Below are 15,605 nucleotides of genomic sequence, written 5' to 3' on the forward strand. Positions count from 1 at the left end.
GTCCTTTAGCGGGTGGGAAGGCGGTCGGGCCGCCGCGAGGTGGTAGCGCCGAGGCCGAAGAGCAGCGCGAGGCAGAACAGCGCCAGCGCGGCGGGAATGGCGGCGGTGTCGACGCGCATTTCCACCGGGCGCGGCCGCGTGTCGGCCTCGACGGCGGCCAGGAGTCCGCCGCCGGCGCCGAGCGCGACGAAGCCGAGCCCGGTCTGGGCGGCGAGCGCGCGCAGATGCTCCTCGCGCATCGCGCTCAGATGCTCCGTCCCGGTGGCGGCCTCCCCGCCCCAGGGGGCGTTGCGCGGATTCCAGCCGGCGCGCGAGGCGGCATCCTCCGGCGGCGGGCCCATGCGGTTCTCCTGCGGCACGTCCTGCTCCTCGTAGAAACCGACCTCGCGCCCGTCCTGGTCGAATTTCGGGATCGGGGAGGGGTCCGCGCCGCCAATGCCGACAAGGAGCCCGGCCACCTCGCCGGGCTTGCCGTCGAAGCTCGGCAGCGCGCCGCCGGGCAGAGGCGGAGCCTCGTGCCCGTCGGTCATGAAGATGAGATCGGCCTTGAGCCCGGCGGCCAGGTCGATGCCCGAATGCACGCCGCGCCCGACATAGCTGTCGCCCTCCCAGGCCATGCGCCAGTCGAGAGCGTCGATCGAGCCGGCGATGGCGGCGAAGTTGCCGCAGACTTCCGCCGGCTCGAACAGCAGGAAGCTGCGCCGCTCGGTGAAGATGGCGAGGCCGAAGCGCGAGCCGCAGGGCAGGCCGGCGAGGATGTCGCGCGCCGCGCCCTTGGCGGCGGCGAGGCGGGTGGCGGGCCGCCCCTCGCTCAGCGCATCGCGGACATTCATGCTGCCGGTCACGTCGATCACCACCAACACGTCGCGCACGGTGCCGGTCTGGACGATGCGCGGGGCGAACAGCGCGGCGAGGATGGCGAGCAGCGCCGCCAGCAGCAGCCAGAACCGCCAGTCACGACGGTGGCCGAGGCCATAGCCGCCCGCCCCGCCCACGCTCGCGGCAGCCCTCATGGCAGCCCTCATGGCAACCCCCGCGGCAGGCCGGGAAGATCGGTCCACAGCTTCTTCACCGCCTCGGGCGGCAGCTCCTCGCCCTCCAGCTCGATCTGCGGAAAGTCGCGCACCAGCCGCATGGCGATATCGAGATTGTATTTCGCGTCCCAGAAGCCGGGATCGAGGGTGAGGGCGCGGCGGTAATTGTCCTTGGCGAGCCGCACCAGCGGAATGGCGGGGTCGATGCGGCTGGATTCGAGATGGTTGAAGGCCACCCGCAGCCGGGCATTGGCCATGTCGTAGAGCGCGGCGACGGCAAGGCGCCGGTCCGGCCCGCCGGCGAGCTGGTTGAGCAATGGCTGCGCCTCGTCCAGCCGGTCGCGGGTGGCGAGGAAATGCAGCCGGGCGAAAACGAGTTCCGGCGGGTCCTCGGCGCTGATGGCGAGGTCATGGCCGGCATTGAGCGACGCGATGAGACCGTTGTCGCGCTCGACCACGATGAGCCGGGCGCCGAGCCAGGAGGCGGCGGCGAGGCTGGCGAACAACACGGTCCCGGTGGCGAACAGCGTCAGGCGTCTCAGCCTCATGCGGCCCTCCTCAGATCGGCGGCGGGAAGCGGCGTCGCGCCTGCCAGGCGGCGGCCCGCCGGTCTGAGCTGCCGCTCGGCCAGCTTGGCGGCCAGCAGCAGCGCGACGGCGAGGGCGGCGATGAGAAAGGCCGGGCGGGCGAGATCGCGGCGGGGAATGCGCTCGGCATAGCGGATCGGCCGGGTTTCCTGCCGGTCAATCTCGCTGATCGCCTGCGCCACCGCTTCCGGGCTGGTGGCCTCGAAGGCGCGGTAGGGCAGGCCGAGGCTCTGCAGGAACAGGTGGAGATGCCGCTCGGGATTGGCCTGCGCGGAATCATCGCCCGAGGCCGGCACGTCGTAAATGCCCTGCGCCCCGCGCGTGCGCAGGAACAGCCAGTAGAGATGCAGCGGCGTGCGCGCCGCCGCGTCGCGCAGCGCCTCCTGCACCCGCCGGTCGATCAGCGCCGCGCCGTCCGACACCAGCAGCACGGCACGCGAGGCCTCGTCCGTGTCGTCGGCGAAGGAGGAGAAGGCGAGCGCCAGCCCGCGACCGACATCGGTGAAGGCGAGGCCCGGACGGTCGATGGCGTCGATCGCCGCGTCCACCACTTCGTGATGATCGGTCAGCGGCAGCACCGGCATGGGCGAGGTGGAGAAGGCGGCCACCGCGATGCGGTCATGCGGGCGGCGGGCGACGAATTCCGCCAGCAGGCGCTTGGCGGCGGCGGATTTCGATTCCTGGTCGCCGGTGGGGGCGCGGCCGGCGAAGCTGTTGTCCATGCTGGAGGAACGGTCGAGCAGCAGCACGAGATGCGCGCCGGTGCCCTCGCGCTCGACGCTCTGCTCGCGCCGGTGCAGCCCGGCAAGGCCGAGCACCAGCGCCACCATGGCCACAATGCCGGCCAGCCGCAGGCCGGCGCCCAAGAGGCGCGAGAGCGGATCGTCCGGGATCAGGCTGGCGGCGGCGATGCCACGCCGTCGGAAGGGCGTGGCGAGCAGCGGCAGCACGGCGAGCAGCAGCAGCGCCAGCACGGCGGGGTGATCGACGCCCCAGCCGCGCGTCAGCCCCTCCCAGACGGCGCCGGCGGCGTTCATGCCGTGCCCCGCTCGACCGCGCGCAGCCGGCGCGACAGCGCCACCAGCTCGGCCGGCGGCAATTCGCGCTGCGCCCCGGCGGGGTCGGCCCCGAAAAAGGCGCGGCGCGAGGCGGCGAACAGCCGGCGCACCTCCGCCTCCGCCGCGCGGAAGGCGGCATGGCGCTCGAAGAAGCCCGGCAGGTCCTCGGCGAACACGCCCTTGCCGTCGGTGGCGTCGAAGGCCCGGTGCAGCGCCTGCAGCGCGCGGGCATAGCGCGAGGCGGCGAGCGCCGGATCGGCGGCAGGCGCGGCCAGCGCCGCCGGAATCGCCCGCGCCGCCCGCGCGAAGGGGCGCGACCGGCGTCGGCCGAAGGGCCCCCAGCCCATCTGCCAGGCGAGAAGCAGAAGGGCGAGCAGCGCCACGCCGAGCGCGAGCAGCAACCCGCGCATCAGCGGCGCCGTGGGCAGCAGGCGCGGGGCGATGTCCGGACGCAGCGCCATGGCCGGGCCCGGCCCGGTGGCGACGATCTCGCGCAGCGGCGACATCAGGAACGACCAGCTGGGCACGTCCACCGCCACCCGCCGCTCGCCATCGACGGCGAACAGGGCGACGGCGGGGATGGTGAGCCGGCGCGGCTCCAGCGGCGCATAGAAGGTCTGGTAGACGAGATCGAGCGTGTAGCGGTGGACGCCGTCACGGACGCCCTGATCCTTCACCCGCACATCCCTCAGGTCGAGCCAGTAATTGAGCGCGCGCGGGGTGGGCAGCGAGGCGGAATCGAGCCGGAAAGGCGCGTCGAGCGCGATGTCGGCGGTGAGGGTCAGCGTGTCGCCGATGACATGGCCGAAGCCGCGCGGGGCGTAGAGTTCCACGCCGCGCAGCTGGGCCAGGGCCGGGGAGATGGACAGGGCCAGCAGAACCAGCGTGGCCAGGATGCGCGCGCGCCACCCCATTCAGCCCTCCATCAGCCGCTGGGCCAGCGCGTCGGTGTCGAGCGCGTCCTTGAGCGTGACCGGGCGCAGGCCGCGACGGGCGAACAGCCCCGCCAGTGCCGCCTGCCGCGCGCGCGCCGCGCGCAACCAGCGGGCGCGCAGGGCCGGGCGCATGAACACCAGACGGGCCGCGCCGGTCTCCAAATCGCCGAGTTCGATCAGCCCCCAGCGCGGCAGGTCTTCTTCCAGCGCGCCGTCGCGCAGCACGACGGGGACCACATCGTGCCGCCACAGCGCATCGAGCAGCCGCTCGATCTCGCCCGCCGGCATGAGAAAATCCGACACCAGAAACACCAGGGAACGACGCCCCGGCAGGCGGCCGGAGGCCTCGAACAGGCCGGCCGCGCCGGCGCCGCGCGGCCGGGCGGCCATCAGCCGCTCGCGTACCTCCGCCTCCAGCCCGCGCCGGCGCGACAGCGGCAGGCTGGCGGCCTCGTTCACGCCGTCGTCGCAGCCGAACAGCGCGAAATTGTCGCCGGAGCGCACGGCGGACAGCGCCAGCAGCGCGCCGAGTTCCGCCACCGGACCGGCCACCGCCGCGCCGAAGCGCATGGAGCCGGAGAGATCGACCAGCATCGCCACCGGCACGGCGCGGCGCGGCGCGAACTGGCGCACATGCAATTCGCCATAGGGATCGCGCAGCGAAACGCGCAGATCGATCCGGCGCGGATCGGGCTGGCGCAGCAGCGAGACATGGCGGCGGAACTCGCCCTCCGCGCCCTCGCCCCGCCCGGGATGGGCGCCGGGAAAGATGCCCTCCGGCCGCCAGCGCAGGCGATAGGGAAGCGGGCGCAGATCGTCGGCCGTCGGCGTGTCGCGCGGCGTCGCCGTCATGGCGCCGGCACCCGCGCGAACACGCCGGCGATGAGCGCGGCGACGATGGGTTCGCGGCGCATCTCATAGACCGGATCGGTGAAGATGCGGTGCGCCATGACTTCGGGGAACACGGCGCGCAGATCCTCCGGCACCACCATGTCGCGCCCTTCAAGCCACGCCCGCACGCGGGCGGCGCGGATGAGGTAGCTCATGCCGCGCGGGCTGGCGCCGCCCTGCACCACCCGGTCCATCGCCACGCCCTCGATGGTGAGGCCGAGCCGGCCGGGATGGCGCACGCCTTCCCACAGCGCCAGCGTATAGGCTTCCAGCGCCGGGCTGGTGCGCACGCCGATCTGGATGGCGCGGGCGACGGTGCCGAGCGCCTGCGGGTCGAGCACGCCGCTCTCCACATCCATCAGCAGCGTATCGACATCGTGGAAACGCGGATCGAACACCAGCGCGCGCCGGGCCTCCTCCGCTTCCGGCATCGCCACCTGCACCTCCATCAGGAAGCGGTCGCGGGCGGCGGCGGGCAGTTCGAAGGTCTCCTCGCGCTCCACCCGGTTGCGGTCGGCGAAGACCTGTACATGCGGGAAACGGTATTCCCGGTTGAAGGCCGAGACCGAGCGCTCCGCCATCAGCCGCAGCAGCAGCGAATGCACCTGCGGGCGGGCACGGTTGATCTCGTTGAAGAAGAAGATGGAGAGGTCCTCGCCCTGGCGCAGCAGCGGGCCGGGGTCGATGCGCGGCTTGCCGTCCTCGCCGAGATGGGCGTGGTAGACGAGATCGCCCGGCATCAGGTCGATCGTGCCCTCGATGCGCTCGAACGCGCCGCCGATGGCGCGCGCCATCGCCCGCAACAGCGTGGTCTTTCCGACACCGACATCGCCTTCCAGCAGCACATGGCCGCGCGCGAAGGTGGCGATGGTCAGCAGGCGGATCACCCGCTCCTGCCCCAGCACCACCTTGCCGATTTCGCGCTCGAAGCGCAGCGCGTGGGCGTGCCAGTCCGCCAGCACGGAATCGGGATCGCGGACGAGATGCATGGGGGGAGCCTCTCAGGCGGCGGGCGCGGGCCGCTTGTGCCGGAAAAGGGCGCGGCCCACGCCGGACGGAGAGGACCCCGTTCGGCGTCGGCCGCGCCAGTTGCCCACAAACCGGGCGGCTTGCCCGGAGGATCGCGGGGCGGACAGGAGAATATCGTCCGCCCGCAAGTGGGTTCTCGAAGAACAGAGCCGTGCGGCCGGGGGTCAGTTCGGGATCTTGCTCACGTCATAGACCCACTTGCCGGTCTTCTCGAAATTGGCGACGCGCTGGGCGTTGCGCGCTTCCATCGCCTTGATCGATTCCGACTGCTTGTTCAGTTCCTTGGGGTCGTGCTTGGGATCGTATTTGGAGCCCGCCACCTTGTCGGGATAGCCGGGCTTGGGTTCCCAGCAATTGCCGGGCGCCTTGCAATTGGTGCCGTCATAGGCGCTGGCGCCGCCCACCAGAGCGAGGGACAGCACGCCGGCACCGGCGAGGGTCATGGCGAAGGTGAGGCTGCGGTCGATGATGCTCATGTCAGTCTCCTGGTCGTTTTCCACCCGTCATCAACCGACCGGTTCAGCCGGCCGGCCCGCCGCACGCCGCGGGCAGCTCTTCGGCTGGCTCAACGTGCTTGGCGTTCGCGTCGAAGGGCTTGAACTTGCTGCGCTGCTCATCGGTGAGCCACACGGCGCCCTTCGGATCGTCCTTGTAGAGATGCCGGACCCAGGCCATGGCGAGGAGCATCTCGTTCATGTTCAGCGCGCCATACATCGGGCCCATCTGGCCGTTGGCGCCGCCGAAGATCGTTTCGAACAAGCCCTGGTCGGTCTCGTTCTTGGGATAGGTCCAGTAGGAATCGTTGAGGCCGGGGCCGATCTTGCCCTCGCCATAATGGCCGTGGCAGCCCGAGCACATGGACAGGAAGATCTCATGCGCCTTGGGCAGGCAGACGGGATCCTCGTTGTAGATGTTCTTGCCCGTCTCCAGGAAGACCTTCACCGCCTTGGTGTCGCGTCCCTCTTCCGGCGCCTCGGAAAGGTCGAGCGGCTGCCCGGTGACGGTGTTGCTGAGCATGATCGCGGCACGGGCACCGAACCCGACCACGCCGGCTCCGAGCGCTCCGGCGAGCAGCAGCGTGGCCGCCTTCTTGGTGAAAATCGTCTTCGTCATCGAACCTTGTTCACATCCAGAGATCAGGGGCGCACCGCGGCCCGGCAGACACGCGGTGCGTCGGAAGCCATGGTCAGGTATTCGGCTCAAGCAGCGGAATGCCTTCCTGGGTCAGGATCTGCTCGATCTGCGGGCGCGCCTTCTCCAGCGCTTCGTTGATCTGCTTGACCAGTTCCGGGTCGTTCTTGCGCACGCCGATGGCCTGGTCGTAATGCATCGGGATCGGCGCATCGTTCGGCCGGTCGATGTCCTTGGTGATGACCGTGATCCGCAGCGGGGTGGACGACGCCTTCACATAGCGCGCGACTTCCGGCGCGAAGGCGATGCCGACATCGGCCTCGCCGCTGGCGACCTCGGAGACGATCCGGTCGCCCGGCACCTGGACCCACTGGTTGCGGCGGGATTTGAAGTTGACCAGCGAGTACATGTAGGCCGCGTTGTCCTCGAACCGGCCGATGCGCTTGAGCATGGTTTCGGCGGGCGAATAGAAGCGCACCGCGAAACGGGCCTGGTCCTTGATCTGCTGGTCTTCCCAGTCACTGGCGGTGATGTTGCGGTCGGCCTTAGTCACCAGCACATAGCCGGTGCGGTAATAGGGCTTGGAGGCGAGCACGCGCTCATCGCCGACATCGACGCCCATCACCACGTCGCAGTTGTTCTTGTCGAGCTGATCGCGCACGAGATAGATGCCCGGCTGGTCGGTGCGCACGAACACCGGCTTGCGGCCCATGGCCTGCGCCAGCACGATGGCGATGCGGTCCTCGAAGCCGCTATTGTCGGCGGCGGAGAACGGCGCTTCGACGTTCGAGGCGCAGATGCGCAACTCGTTGGGATTGCGGCCGGCGGCCTTGTCGGCCTCGACGGTCGCGGCGCGGGCGAGCCCGGCAAAGGCAAAACCGGACAAGGCGAGACCGGCGGCAAGGGCGAGCCGGCTGACGACCTGTCGTGTGGACATCGGGGAGCCCATGGCGAGTCCTCCTGGACGGGATTTCGGGTGCGAGAGGTGCTGTAAGGCAGGGGCGGGCAGGGGACGCGGCACCGGCGGTGAGCCCTTGTCGGTGCGCGTCCCCGTTCCTTGGGCGACCGGCGGCGGGGCAGCCGTCGGTCGCCCGGCCTTCGGAGACAGCGCCGCCCGCCGCGCTGGGCGGCCGGCGGCGTGTCAGGCGAAGGATCAGCCGCCGCCCTGGATGACGTTGGTCGAGTATTCGCCAACGTTCGGGTCGCTGTAGGGGCCGTCGCCATTGAGCGAGAACACCATCACGCCGCCACCCATCTGGGTGTAGTGCTGGAGCTGCTTGAAGGCGCCCACCGAGCCGAGGCCGGCGGTCGGGTCGTTGAGGTCGAACACCAGGCCGACGCCCGGCCAGCCACCGACGCCGTAATAGATGGCGACGTACTGCTTGCCATTATGGGTGTAGGTCATGGGGTGGCCGATCACGCCGGAGGGAAGCTTGAACTTCCACAGCAGCTCGCCGGTGTCGCTGTCGCGCGCCTTGATGAAGCCGTCCAGCGTCCCGTAGAACATCACGCCGCCAGCGGTGGCGAGCGTGCCGCCCCAGGCCGCGAAGCGTTCCATCACCTGCCACTTGAACTTGTTGTTGATGGCGTCATAGGCCTTCACCTGACCGAGACCTTCATAGGTCTGGCGGTCACCCTTCGGGCCCGGATACATCCACAGGGTCGCGCCGACGAAGAACTGGCCGGCACGGTAGGGAAGCATGAAGGGCTCCCAGTCCATGCAGATGTGGTTGATGCCCATGAAGAAGGACTTGCGCTCCGGATCGTAGGAGTCATGTCCCTGGTTGTGGTAGCCCATGGCCGAGGGGCAGATGTCGCGGCCCTTGTGGTCCATGCGCGTGCCGAATTCCGGGTCGCGCTCGGGCAGGCCGGTCTTCAGGTCGACCTTCTTCACCCAGTTGACCGTGTCGTCGATCTTGTCGGCCGAGACGAGGTCGCCATTGGTGCGGTCGAGCGTGTAGACGATGCCGTTACGGTCGGGATGGGTGAGAAGCTTGCGCATCTTCCCTTCCTTGTCCTGCTGCTCGGAAAGCATCATGACGTTGACGCCGGCATAATCCCATTCGTCGTGCGGGGTCTTCTGGTAGCCGAACTTGGCGTTACCCGTGTCGATGTCGCGACCCCAGATGGTCATCGTCCACTTGTTGTCGCCCGGGCGCATCGTCTCGTTCCACGGCGCCGGGTTGCCCGAGCCGTAGTAGAAGAGGTTGGTGCCGGGGTCGAAGGCGTACCAGCCCCAGTTGGTGCCGCCGCCGATCTTCCAGGCCTCGCCTTCCCAGGTCGCCTTGCCGAGGCCCTTCTGGCCGTATTGCGGGTTGGCGCTGTTGAAGTCGTCGGCGAGGCGCACTTCCTCGTCCGGCCCGGTCGCATAGGCGCGCCACTTCTGGGCGCCGGTGGGGATGTCATAGGCGGTGACATAGCCGCGCACGCCGAGTTCGGCGCCCGAGGAGCCGATCAGCACCGAATCCTTGACCACGTAAGGCGCGATGGTGAGCGTCGAGCCGACCTTGATGTCGGAGTTTTCGAGCTTCCAGTACTCCTCGCCGGTCTTGGCGTCGAGCGCGACCACATTGCCGTCGAGCTGGGTCTTGATGATCAGCGGGCCGACCTTGCCATTGCCCGGCCAATAGGCGAGGCCGCGATTGACCACGTCGCAGCACGCCACCGCGCGGGCGGTCGGGTTCTGCTTCGGCTTGTGCTGCCAGAGGATCTTGCCCGGATCGTCCAGCCCGACCGCGAAGGTCGTGTTGGGGAAGGGCGAGTGGATGTACATCACGCCGTCGACGACGAGGGGGGTGCCCTCATGGCCGGACAGCACGCCGGTGGAGAACGACCAGGCAGGACGCAGCTGCTTGACGTTCGCCTTGGTGATTTCCTTGGCTTCGCTGTAATTGTTGGCGTTGTAGTTCTTGCCGGTCATCGGCCAGTTGTCGGTGCTTTTCGACAGCTCGACGAGCTTGTCGTTGGCCACCGCCGGCGCCGAGGCGCCGAGGCTCATCGCGGCCGCCATGACGGCGGCGACTGAGAGCGCAGACACCGAAGTGTACAGTCGGCTCATTGGGTCTTCCCTCGCGTTTCCTACTTCCCAAGCCGCCCCGCTGCGCCCCGGCTTTGCCGTCGACGTGCGGGTCTCTTTTATCCCTCGCCGCGCCCCCTCATGCGTGGGCAGTTCCATGAGATTGTCTTAGGGAACGGCGGAGAATTCTTATGATTTTCTAAGAACATTGACTGTTCTGGGAGTATTGTTCGCCGCGCTCGGATTTATTGTCTTTAGGCAGAATGGAAATTCGGGGCGGGAACTTTTTCCCGTTCCCACAGATAACTCACCCAGCACTGCCGGAAGCCTTGCCCAAATTGCACGAAAATGCTTCTCTGACAGCGGGTTGAAGCCTTATGCTGCACCCCGGACGCAGGCTTTGCCGATGATGCTGGCGCCGGCACCGCCGGAGCGGTACTGTTACGAAGCGCTGTTTGTGGCCGCCCTCATAAGAAGTTCATAAGTATAGATGAGCAGCTCGCCCTTTTCCCTTCTGCGCCTGTCGCTGAGCGCCGTCCTCGCTCTCGGCCTCGCCGGCTGCCCGGGCGAGAGCGAGCCGGAAACGCGCGAGCGCGTCGCTGCGCCGGAGGCCAGCGCCATCGCCCGCAAGACCTGGCTTCAGCCGACCGACGACACCGATCCGGAGGTCTGGCTCGCCAGCCGCGACGCGGGGGCGGATGTGGCGGCGAACGCACCGGCGGCGAAGGCGTGGCACGATGTGCTCGACGCCGCCGATGATCGCTTCGGCGAGACCGGGCGGATGATCGCCAACCGTTCGGTGCAGCTGGAGACCATGCTGTCGGAGATCGGCATCAGGGAGACGGCGCGCGAAATCATCGCCGATTTCTCCACATTGGCGGGGAAGGGCTCCCGCGCCGGCTTCAGCGATCTGTGCCAGCATTATTACAATCTGCGCAAACAGGGCCTCGACCGCACCGCCGCGCTGGCGGCGCTGGCCGAGCAGCCCGCGCTGAAATCCGGGAACCCTGCACCGTGACCCCCTCCGGCGCCGCCGCACCTCTCCCGCCCTCCTTCGGCCTATGGCAGCGCCGTTCGCTGCGCTGGCAGGTGCTGGCCGCCATCGTCGCCATCAATCTGTGCGCGGCGCTGGTCGCGGTGGCGGTCATCATCGCCAATGCGCGCCGCGCCACCGAGGCGGAAATGCTGTCCTCGCTCGCCGTGGCCGAGCGCTTCGTGCAGGAAACGGTGGAGCGCCTCGCCAGCGAACAGGGCGCCACCGGCTCGCTGGCGCAGCTGCCGCTGCACATTAGCGGGCTGCGCCATGTCCGCATCCGCATCGAGGACCGCGCCGGCACGGCGCTGGACATCGCCCCGGCGGAGAGCGAGCCGCATGAGGGCGAGGTGCCCGGCTGGTTCACCTGGCTGGTCTCGGCGGAAGGGCAGGAGGTGGTGGTGCCGATCGTCGAGAACGGCGCCACGGTGGGGCAGGTGAGGGTCGCCGGCGAAGCCTCCGACGAGATCGCCGAAGTGTGGGAGGACATGTCCGACCTCGCCCTGTTGGCCGCGGCGGTGAACATCGCCATTCTCGCCGCGCTCTATCTGGTGCTCGGCCGGCTGCTGATGCCGCTGCGCACCTTGTCCGCCGGCCTGTCGGAGCTGGAGGCCGGCCGCTTCGAGCACCGGCTCGACCCGCCGCGCATCCGCGAGCTGGCGGTGATCGCCGAGCGCTTCAACGCGCTGGGCGCGGCGCTGAAGGTGGCGCGGGAGGATAATGGCCGGCTCAATGAGCGGCTGGTGAGTGTGCAGGATGACGAGCGGCGGCAGATCGCCTCCGATCTGCACGATGAGCTCGGCCCCTGCGTGTTCGGGCTGCGGGCCAACCTCGAGTCGATCGAACGCCTCGCCCTCCGCGCCGAGCCGGCGCTGGGCCAGCGCATGGGCGAGCGCATCGCCACCATGACGGAGATTCTCGACCGCATTCAGGGGCTCAACCGCCGCCTGCTGCGCAAGATTCGCCCCATGGCGCTCGGCCATGTGCCGCTGGCGGCCGTGCTGGCGGATCTCGTCGCCGATTTCGAAAGCCATTCGCCCGGCCGGCGCATCACGCTCTCCGCCGAGGGGCTGGCGGAGCGCTATGGCGACAGCGTCGACATCACGCTCTATCGCTGCATCCAGGAAGCCGTCACCAATGCGCTGCGCCATGGCGCTGCGCGCAACATCGCCATCACCGTGCGAGCCGACCGCCGCGCCGGCCGGATCGACCTCGCCATCGAGGATGACGGCACCGGCATCGCCGCCGGCGCCCCGCACGGCTTCGGGCTGATCGGCATGGAAGAGCGCATCAGCGCGCTGGGCGGCACATGGCGTATCCTGCCCGTCGTGCCCAGCGGGACGCGAATCGACGTGACGATTCCCGCCCAGCCCTATCAATTCGGCCTGTCGGCCGCTCCGGAAAGGCTTGCCGCCCAATGACCTGCGCACTCGTGATCGACGACCACCCCATCGTGCTGCAGGGCTGCCGCCGTCTGCTGGAAGATGCCGGCGTGGAGCGGGTGCTGGAAGCCAGCACCGTGCTGGCCGGCTATCGCCTCTTTCGGCGCGAGCGGCCGGATGTGGTGATCGTCGACCTCGCGCTGCAGGGCAATGGGCTCAGCGGGCTGGTGCTGGTGCGGCGCCTGCGCATGCAGGACCCGCGCACGCCGATCCTCGTCTTCTCCATGCATGGCGACCCCGTCATCGCCAGCCGCGCGCTGGAAGCCGGCGCCAATGGCTATGTGCTGAAAGACACCTCCTCCGGCGCGCTGCTGGAAGCCTTCGAGCGGGTGCGCAAGGGCCAGCCCTATATGAGCCACGACCTCGCCCTGCAGGTGGCCATGCTCGGCTCGCGCAAGACCGCGCCGCTCGCCGACATCACCCCGCGCGAATTGCAGACACTGTCGCTGCTCGCCGAGGGCAAGGACTACACCCTCATCGCCGACGAGCTGGGCATCAGCTACAAGACCGTCGCCAACACCTGCTCGGCGCTGAAAGCCAAGCTGGGGGCGAACAGCCTGCCCGAGCTGGTGCGCTGTTCGATCCAGTATCTCTCGACCTCGCCCGTCGGCGCCAGCGGCCGGCCCCGCATGATGTGAGGGCCCGGTGAACCGCACGACATGACGGTTTCGTAATGTGCCGGGGCCGAACTGTGGCGGGGGTGCCTTGGCACCGATGGCGGCGGTGCCGGAATGTCGTTGCCGCTTCGTCACTTACACTTCGTTCACCATGCCGAGCGATGCGCCGCATTTTCGCCCCACTCGGACAGCCTCCTGAGAGACACCAAGTCGGATCGCCGCTATCTTGCCGGAGATCTTGAGTGCAGCGCGTCGGCCTTCGCCGGGATTCTCCCGCCGAAGACGGCGCTCACAGACGGTTCGGGGTGAATGGGGACATATCCTGCTCTTGCCGAGGCCTGCCGCCGCCGCGTGGCGGATCGGGCCTTTGTCCGGTTCGGCCGGGTCGCCGCCCTGTGCGGCATCGGCCTGCTGGTGGCCAACTGCACGGGCGGACCCAGCCTGACGAGCAAGATCGATCCGAAATACGGCGTCTCCGCAAGCCCGCGCGTGGTGCAGCCCGGCCAGCCCGTGCCCAAGGGCGGCGGCACCTACCGTGTCGGCAAGCCCTATGTCGTCGCCGGCAAGACCTATGTTCCCACCGAGCCGGACAAGTACAAGGCCGAAGGGCTCGCCTCCTGGTATGGCGACGATTTCCATGGCCGCCTGACCGCCAATGGCGAAGTCTTCGACATGAACTCCATCGCCGCCGCGCATCCGACGCTGCCGATGCCGTCCTATGTCCGGGTGACCAATCTCGACAATAAGCGCTCCATGGTGGTGCGCGTGAACGATCGCGGGCCGTATCACGACAACCGCGTCATCGACGTGTCGCACCGCGCGGCCGATCTGCTCGGCTTCAAGAATAACGGCACCGCCCGCGTGCGTGTGGAATATGTCGGGCGCGCGCCGCTGGAAGGCTCCGACGACATCCAGCTCGCCTCCACCCTGCGCATGAACGGCAAGCCCGCCGATGCCTCGACCGTCATGGTAGCGTCCGCCGGCCCGCTGCGCGGCCTGACCGCCGCCAATGTGCCGGTGCCGCCGAGCCGCCCGTTCGATCTCGGCGAGCCTGTGGAAGAGCAGCAGGTGGCCGAGGTGGCCACGCTCTACCAGCCCGTTCCCGCGCCGGCCGCGCCCGCCCGCGTCGCCGCTGCGCCGCGTCCCGCCGCCGCGCCCCGCCCGGCGGTGGTCGCCGCCGCCCTGCCGGCCCCGCGCCCGGCCGCGCCGGCCAAGAACGTGGCGACCAAGAACGTGGCGACCAAGAACGTGGCGGCGAACAGCGCCGCCTCCAAGACCGCCAAGCCCGCCGCCGCGCCGGCAGGCGCGGTGCAGGTGGCAAGCCTGCAGCCGGCCCGCACCGCGCCGGCGCCCGCCACCGGCGCGCCCGCCGGCTGGATGGTCGGCCCGCAGCCGGTGATGGGCTATGCGCCGTCCGACGGCAGTGGCCCGGCCGATATGGGTCGCGGGCTGTACTGACGCCCTCCGGGCGCCTGCGTTCCGGCAAGGCCGCATCGCTGCCGCATTGCGGTGGCGACCTCCGGCTGTTAACTCTGCCCGGAGCCGGGGAGGACCGACCGTGAAGCTGTTGCGCATCCTGTTCCCGCGCCGCCATCCCGTCCAAGGCGGACATGCGACCGGCGGAATCGCCCCCGCCCTGCTGGTTGCGCTCCTCCTTGCCGCCGGCTTTTCCCCCGCTTCGGCGCAGACCGCGCCTGACATCGCGGCCCCGCAGGCGATTCTGCTCGACTATGACAGCGGCTCGGTGCTGTTCGAGCGTGCGGCCGACACGTCGAGCGCGCCCGCCAGCATCACCAAGCTGATGACCATGGCCGTGGTGTTCGGCGAGATCACCTCCGGCCGGCTGTCGCCCGATCAGGAATTCAAGGTGAGCGAATATGCCTGGCGGCGGGGAGGGGCCCCATCGGGCGGTTCCACCATGTTCGCGGCCGTCAACAGCATGATCAAGGTCAGCGACCTGCTGCGCGGCGCCATCATCCCCTCGGGCAATGACGGGGCGATCGTCCTGGCGGAAGGCATTTCCGGCAACGAACTCGCCTTCACCGTGAAGATGAACCAGGAGGCCAAGCGGCTCGGCCTGACCGGCTCGCTGTTCGTCAACGCCAGCGGTCTCGCCGATCCCGACCAGAAGACCACGCCGCGCGACATGGCCAAGGTCGCCGTCCACATCATCCGCGACTATCCCGACCTCTATAAGATCTACAGCGAGCCGGATTTCCTCTGGAACAAGATTCGCCAGAACAACCGCAACCCGCTGCTCGGCATGAGCCTGGGCGCGGACGGCTTCATGACCGGCTACCAGAAGGATGCCGGCTTCAACCTGGTCGGCTCGGCGATCCAGAACGGGCAGCGGCTCGTCGTCGTCATCATGGGCGCCAAGAGCGAGAAGGAGCGGGCCGAGGATGCCCGCAAGCTGCTGGAATGGGGCTTCCGCTCCTTCGAATCGCGCACCCTGTTCGAGGCCGGGCAGATCGTCGGAGAGGCAACGCTCTATGGCGGCGAACGCAATGGCGCCCCGCTGACCAGCGACACGCCGATCCGGGTGCTGATTCCGCGCAATGGCGACGAGAAGCTGGTGGCGCGCATCCGCTTCGAGGGGCCGATCCCGGCGCCGGTGGAGAAGGGCGAGGTGCTGGCGCGGCTCATGGTCTATCGCGGCGAGCAGCTTTCGCTGGAAGTGCCGCTCGTCGCCGCCGAAACCGTGCCCGCCGGGCCGCTCTGGCGCCGGGCGATGGACGGTGCCTATGAACTGATGGTGAGCCTGCTGCGCCAGGGCTACGCCAAGATCACCGGCTGAGCATGCCGACCCGCACGCCCCCGCACGCGCCAGAT

General features: G+C 69.2%; 15 protein-coding genes. 5 read left to right on the forward strand and 10 right to left on the reverse strand.

What is annotated here, in order from left to right; genetic code table 11:
* Nucleotides 1-5 precede the first annotated feature (5 nt).
* From J2S75_RS02570 to J2S75_RS02615, 10 genes are all read right to left on the reverse strand, one after another.
* Entirely contained in the window at nt 6-1,013 is a 1,008-nt protein-coding gene (locus J2S75_RS02570) for a vWA domain-containing protein (RefSeq protein ID WP_307017900.1), read from the reverse strand.
* An 8-nt stretch (nt 1,014-1,021) separates the two neighbouring features.
* Nucleotides 1,022-1,582 (reverse strand): hypothetical protein, encoded by a 561-nt coding sequence (locus J2S75_RS02575; protein ID WP_307017902.1) that lies wholly within the window; start codon nt 1,580-1,582, stop codon nt 1,022-1,024.
* The gene (locus J2S75_RS02580; protein ID WP_307017903.1) at nt 1,579-2,658 is read right to left on the reverse strand and encodes a vWA domain-containing protein; all 1,080 of its coding nucleotides are present in this window, start codon (nt 2,656-2,658) and stop codon (nt 1,579-1,581) included. Before J2S75_RS02580 ends, J2S75_RS02575 begins: the two co-directional genes overlap by 4 nt.
* Nucleotides 2,655-3,593, reverse strand: a complete 939-nt coding sequence (locus tag J2S75_RS02585; protein ID WP_307017906.1) for a nonribosomal peptide synthetase MxaA — start codon at nt 3,591-3,593, stop codon at nt 2,655-2,657. Before J2S75_RS02585 ends, J2S75_RS02580 begins: the two co-directional genes overlap by 4 nt.
* Nucleotides 3,594-4,466 (reverse strand): DUF58 domain-containing protein, encoded by an 873-nt coding sequence (locus J2S75_RS02590; protein WP_307017908.1) that lies wholly within the window; start codon nt 4,464-4,466, stop codon nt 3,594-3,596. It lies immediately after the preceding gene.
* Entirely contained in the window at nt 4,463-5,494 is a 1,032-nt protein-coding gene (locus tag J2S75_RS02595) for an AAA family ATPase (protein WP_307017911.1), read from the reverse strand. The genes J2S75_RS02590 and J2S75_RS02595 overlap by 4 nt, the downstream gene beginning before the upstream one ends.
* A 204-nt stretch (nt 5,495-5,698) precedes the next feature.
* A complete protein-coding gene (locus tag J2S75_RS02600; RefSeq protein WP_370874079.1) occupies nt 5,699-5,977 on the reverse strand; it encodes a methanol dehydrogenase [cytochrome c] subunit in 279 nt (92 codons plus the stop codon).
* 76 nt (nt 5,978-6,053) lie between these two features.
* Entirely contained in the window at nt 6,054-6,647 is a 594-nt protein-coding gene (gene moxG / locus J2S75_RS02605) for a cytochrome c(L), periplasmic (protein ID WP_244376478.1), read from the reverse strand.
* Between the two features lie 73 nt (nt 6,648-6,720).
* Entirely contained in the window at nt 6,721-7,602 is an 882-nt protein-coding gene (gene moxJ, locus J2S75_RS02610; RefSeq protein ID WP_370874080.1) for a methanol oxidation system protein MoxJ, read from the reverse strand.
* A 216-nt stretch (nt 7,603-7,818) separates the two neighbouring features.
* Entirely contained in the window at nt 7,819-9,723 is a 1,905-nt protein-coding gene (locus J2S75_RS02615; RefSeq protein WP_307017917.1) for a methanol/ethanol family PQQ-dependent dehydrogenase, read from the reverse strand.
* A 448-nt stretch (nt 9,724-10,171) separates the two neighbouring features.
* On the opposite strand from J2S75_RS02615, the gene J2S75_RS02620 reads away from it, so the two are divergent.
* From J2S75_RS02620 to J2S75_RS02640, 5 genes are all read left to right on the forward strand, one after another.
* Complete coding sequence (locus J2S75_RS02620; RefSeq protein ID WP_307017919.1) at nt 10,172-10,699, forward strand: hypothetical protein; 528 nt, start codon at nt 10,172-10,174, stop codon at nt 10,697-10,699.
* Nucleotides 10,696-12,135, forward strand: a complete 1,440-nt coding sequence (locus tag J2S75_RS02625) for an ATP-binding protein (RefSeq protein ID WP_307017921.1) — start codon at nt 10,696-10,698, stop codon at nt 12,133-12,135. The genes J2S75_RS02620 and J2S75_RS02625 overlap by 4 nt, the downstream gene beginning before the upstream one ends.
* Nucleotides 12,132-12,794: a response regulator transcription factor gene (locus tag J2S75_RS02630; RefSeq protein ID WP_307017923.1), complete on the forward strand. Its 663-nt coding sequence runs from the start codon at nt 12,132-12,134 to the stop codon at nt 12,792-12,794. Before J2S75_RS02625 ends, J2S75_RS02630 begins: the two co-directional genes overlap by 4 nt.
* Nucleotides 12,795-13,082: 288 nt before the next feature.
* Nucleotides 13,083-14,231, forward strand: a complete 1,149-nt coding sequence (locus tag J2S75_RS02635) for a septal ring lytic transglycosylase RlpA family protein (RefSeq protein ID WP_307017925.1) — start codon at nt 13,083-13,085, stop codon at nt 14,229-14,231.
* Between the two features lie 100 nt (nt 14,232-14,331).
* Complete coding sequence (locus J2S75_RS02640; protein ID WP_307017927.1) at nt 14,332-15,570, forward strand: D-alanyl-D-alanine carboxypeptidase family protein; 1,239 nt, start codon at nt 14,332-14,334, stop codon at nt 15,568-15,570.
* The last annotated feature ends 35 nt before the right edge of the window (nt 15,571-15,605 follow it).

The organism is Ancylobacter polymorphus, from assembly GCF_030813495.1.
Taxonomy (GTDB): domain Bacteria; phylum Pseudomonadota; class Alphaproteobacteria; order Rhizobiales; family Xanthobacteraceae; genus Ancylobacter; species Ancylobacter polymorphus.

Coding starts and splice junctions, on each gene's coding strand:
- J2S75_RS02635 (WP_307017925.1), top strand. CDS start 13,083: ATGGGGACATATCCTGCTCTTGCCGAGGCCTGCCGCCGCCGCGTGGCG.
- moxJ (WP_370874080.1), bottom strand. CDS start 7,602: ATGTCCACACGACAGGTCGTCAGCCGGCTCGCCCTTGCCGCCGGTCTC.
- J2S75_RS02575 (WP_307017902.1), bottom strand. CDS start 1,582: ATGAGGCTGAGACGCCTGACGCTGTTCGCCACCGGGACCGTGTTGTTC.
- J2S75_RS02630 (WP_307017923.1), top strand. CDS start 12,132: ATGACCTGCGCACTCGTGATCGACGACCACCCCATCGTGCTGCAGGGC.
- moxG (WP_244376478.1), bottom strand. CDS start 6,647: ATGACGAAGACGATTTTCACCAAGAAGGCGGCCACGCTGCTGCTCGCC.
- J2S75_RS02620 (WP_307017919.1), top strand. CDS start 10,172: ATGAGCAGCTCGCCCTTTTCCCTTCTGCGCCTGTCGCTGAGCGCCGTC.
- J2S75_RS02585 (WP_307017906.1), bottom strand. CDS start 3,593: ATGGGGTGGCGCGCGCGCATCCTGGCCACGCTGGTTCTGCTGGCCCTG.
- J2S75_RS02570 (WP_307017900.1), bottom strand. CDS start 1,013: ATGAGGGCTGCCGCGAGCGTGGGCGGGGCGGGCGGCTATGGCCTCGGC.
- J2S75_RS02590 (WP_307017908.1), bottom strand. CDS start 4,466: ATGACGGCGACGCCGCGCGACACGCCGACGGCCGACGATCTGCGCCCG.
- J2S75_RS02580 (WP_307017903.1), bottom strand. CDS start 2,658: ATGAACGCCGCCGGCGCCGTCTGGGAGGGGCTGACGCGCGGCTGGGGC.
- J2S75_RS02600 (WP_370874079.1), bottom strand. CDS start 5,977: ATGACCCTCGCCGGTGCCGGCGTGCTGTCCCTCGCTCTGGTGGGCGGC.
- J2S75_RS02615 (WP_307017917.1), bottom strand. CDS start 9,723: ATGAGCCGACTGTACACTTCGGTGTCTGCGCTCTCAGTCGCCGCCGTC.
- J2S75_RS02595 (WP_307017911.1), bottom strand. CDS start 5,494: ATGCATCTCGTCCGCGATCCCGATTCCGTGCTGGCGGACTGGCACGCC.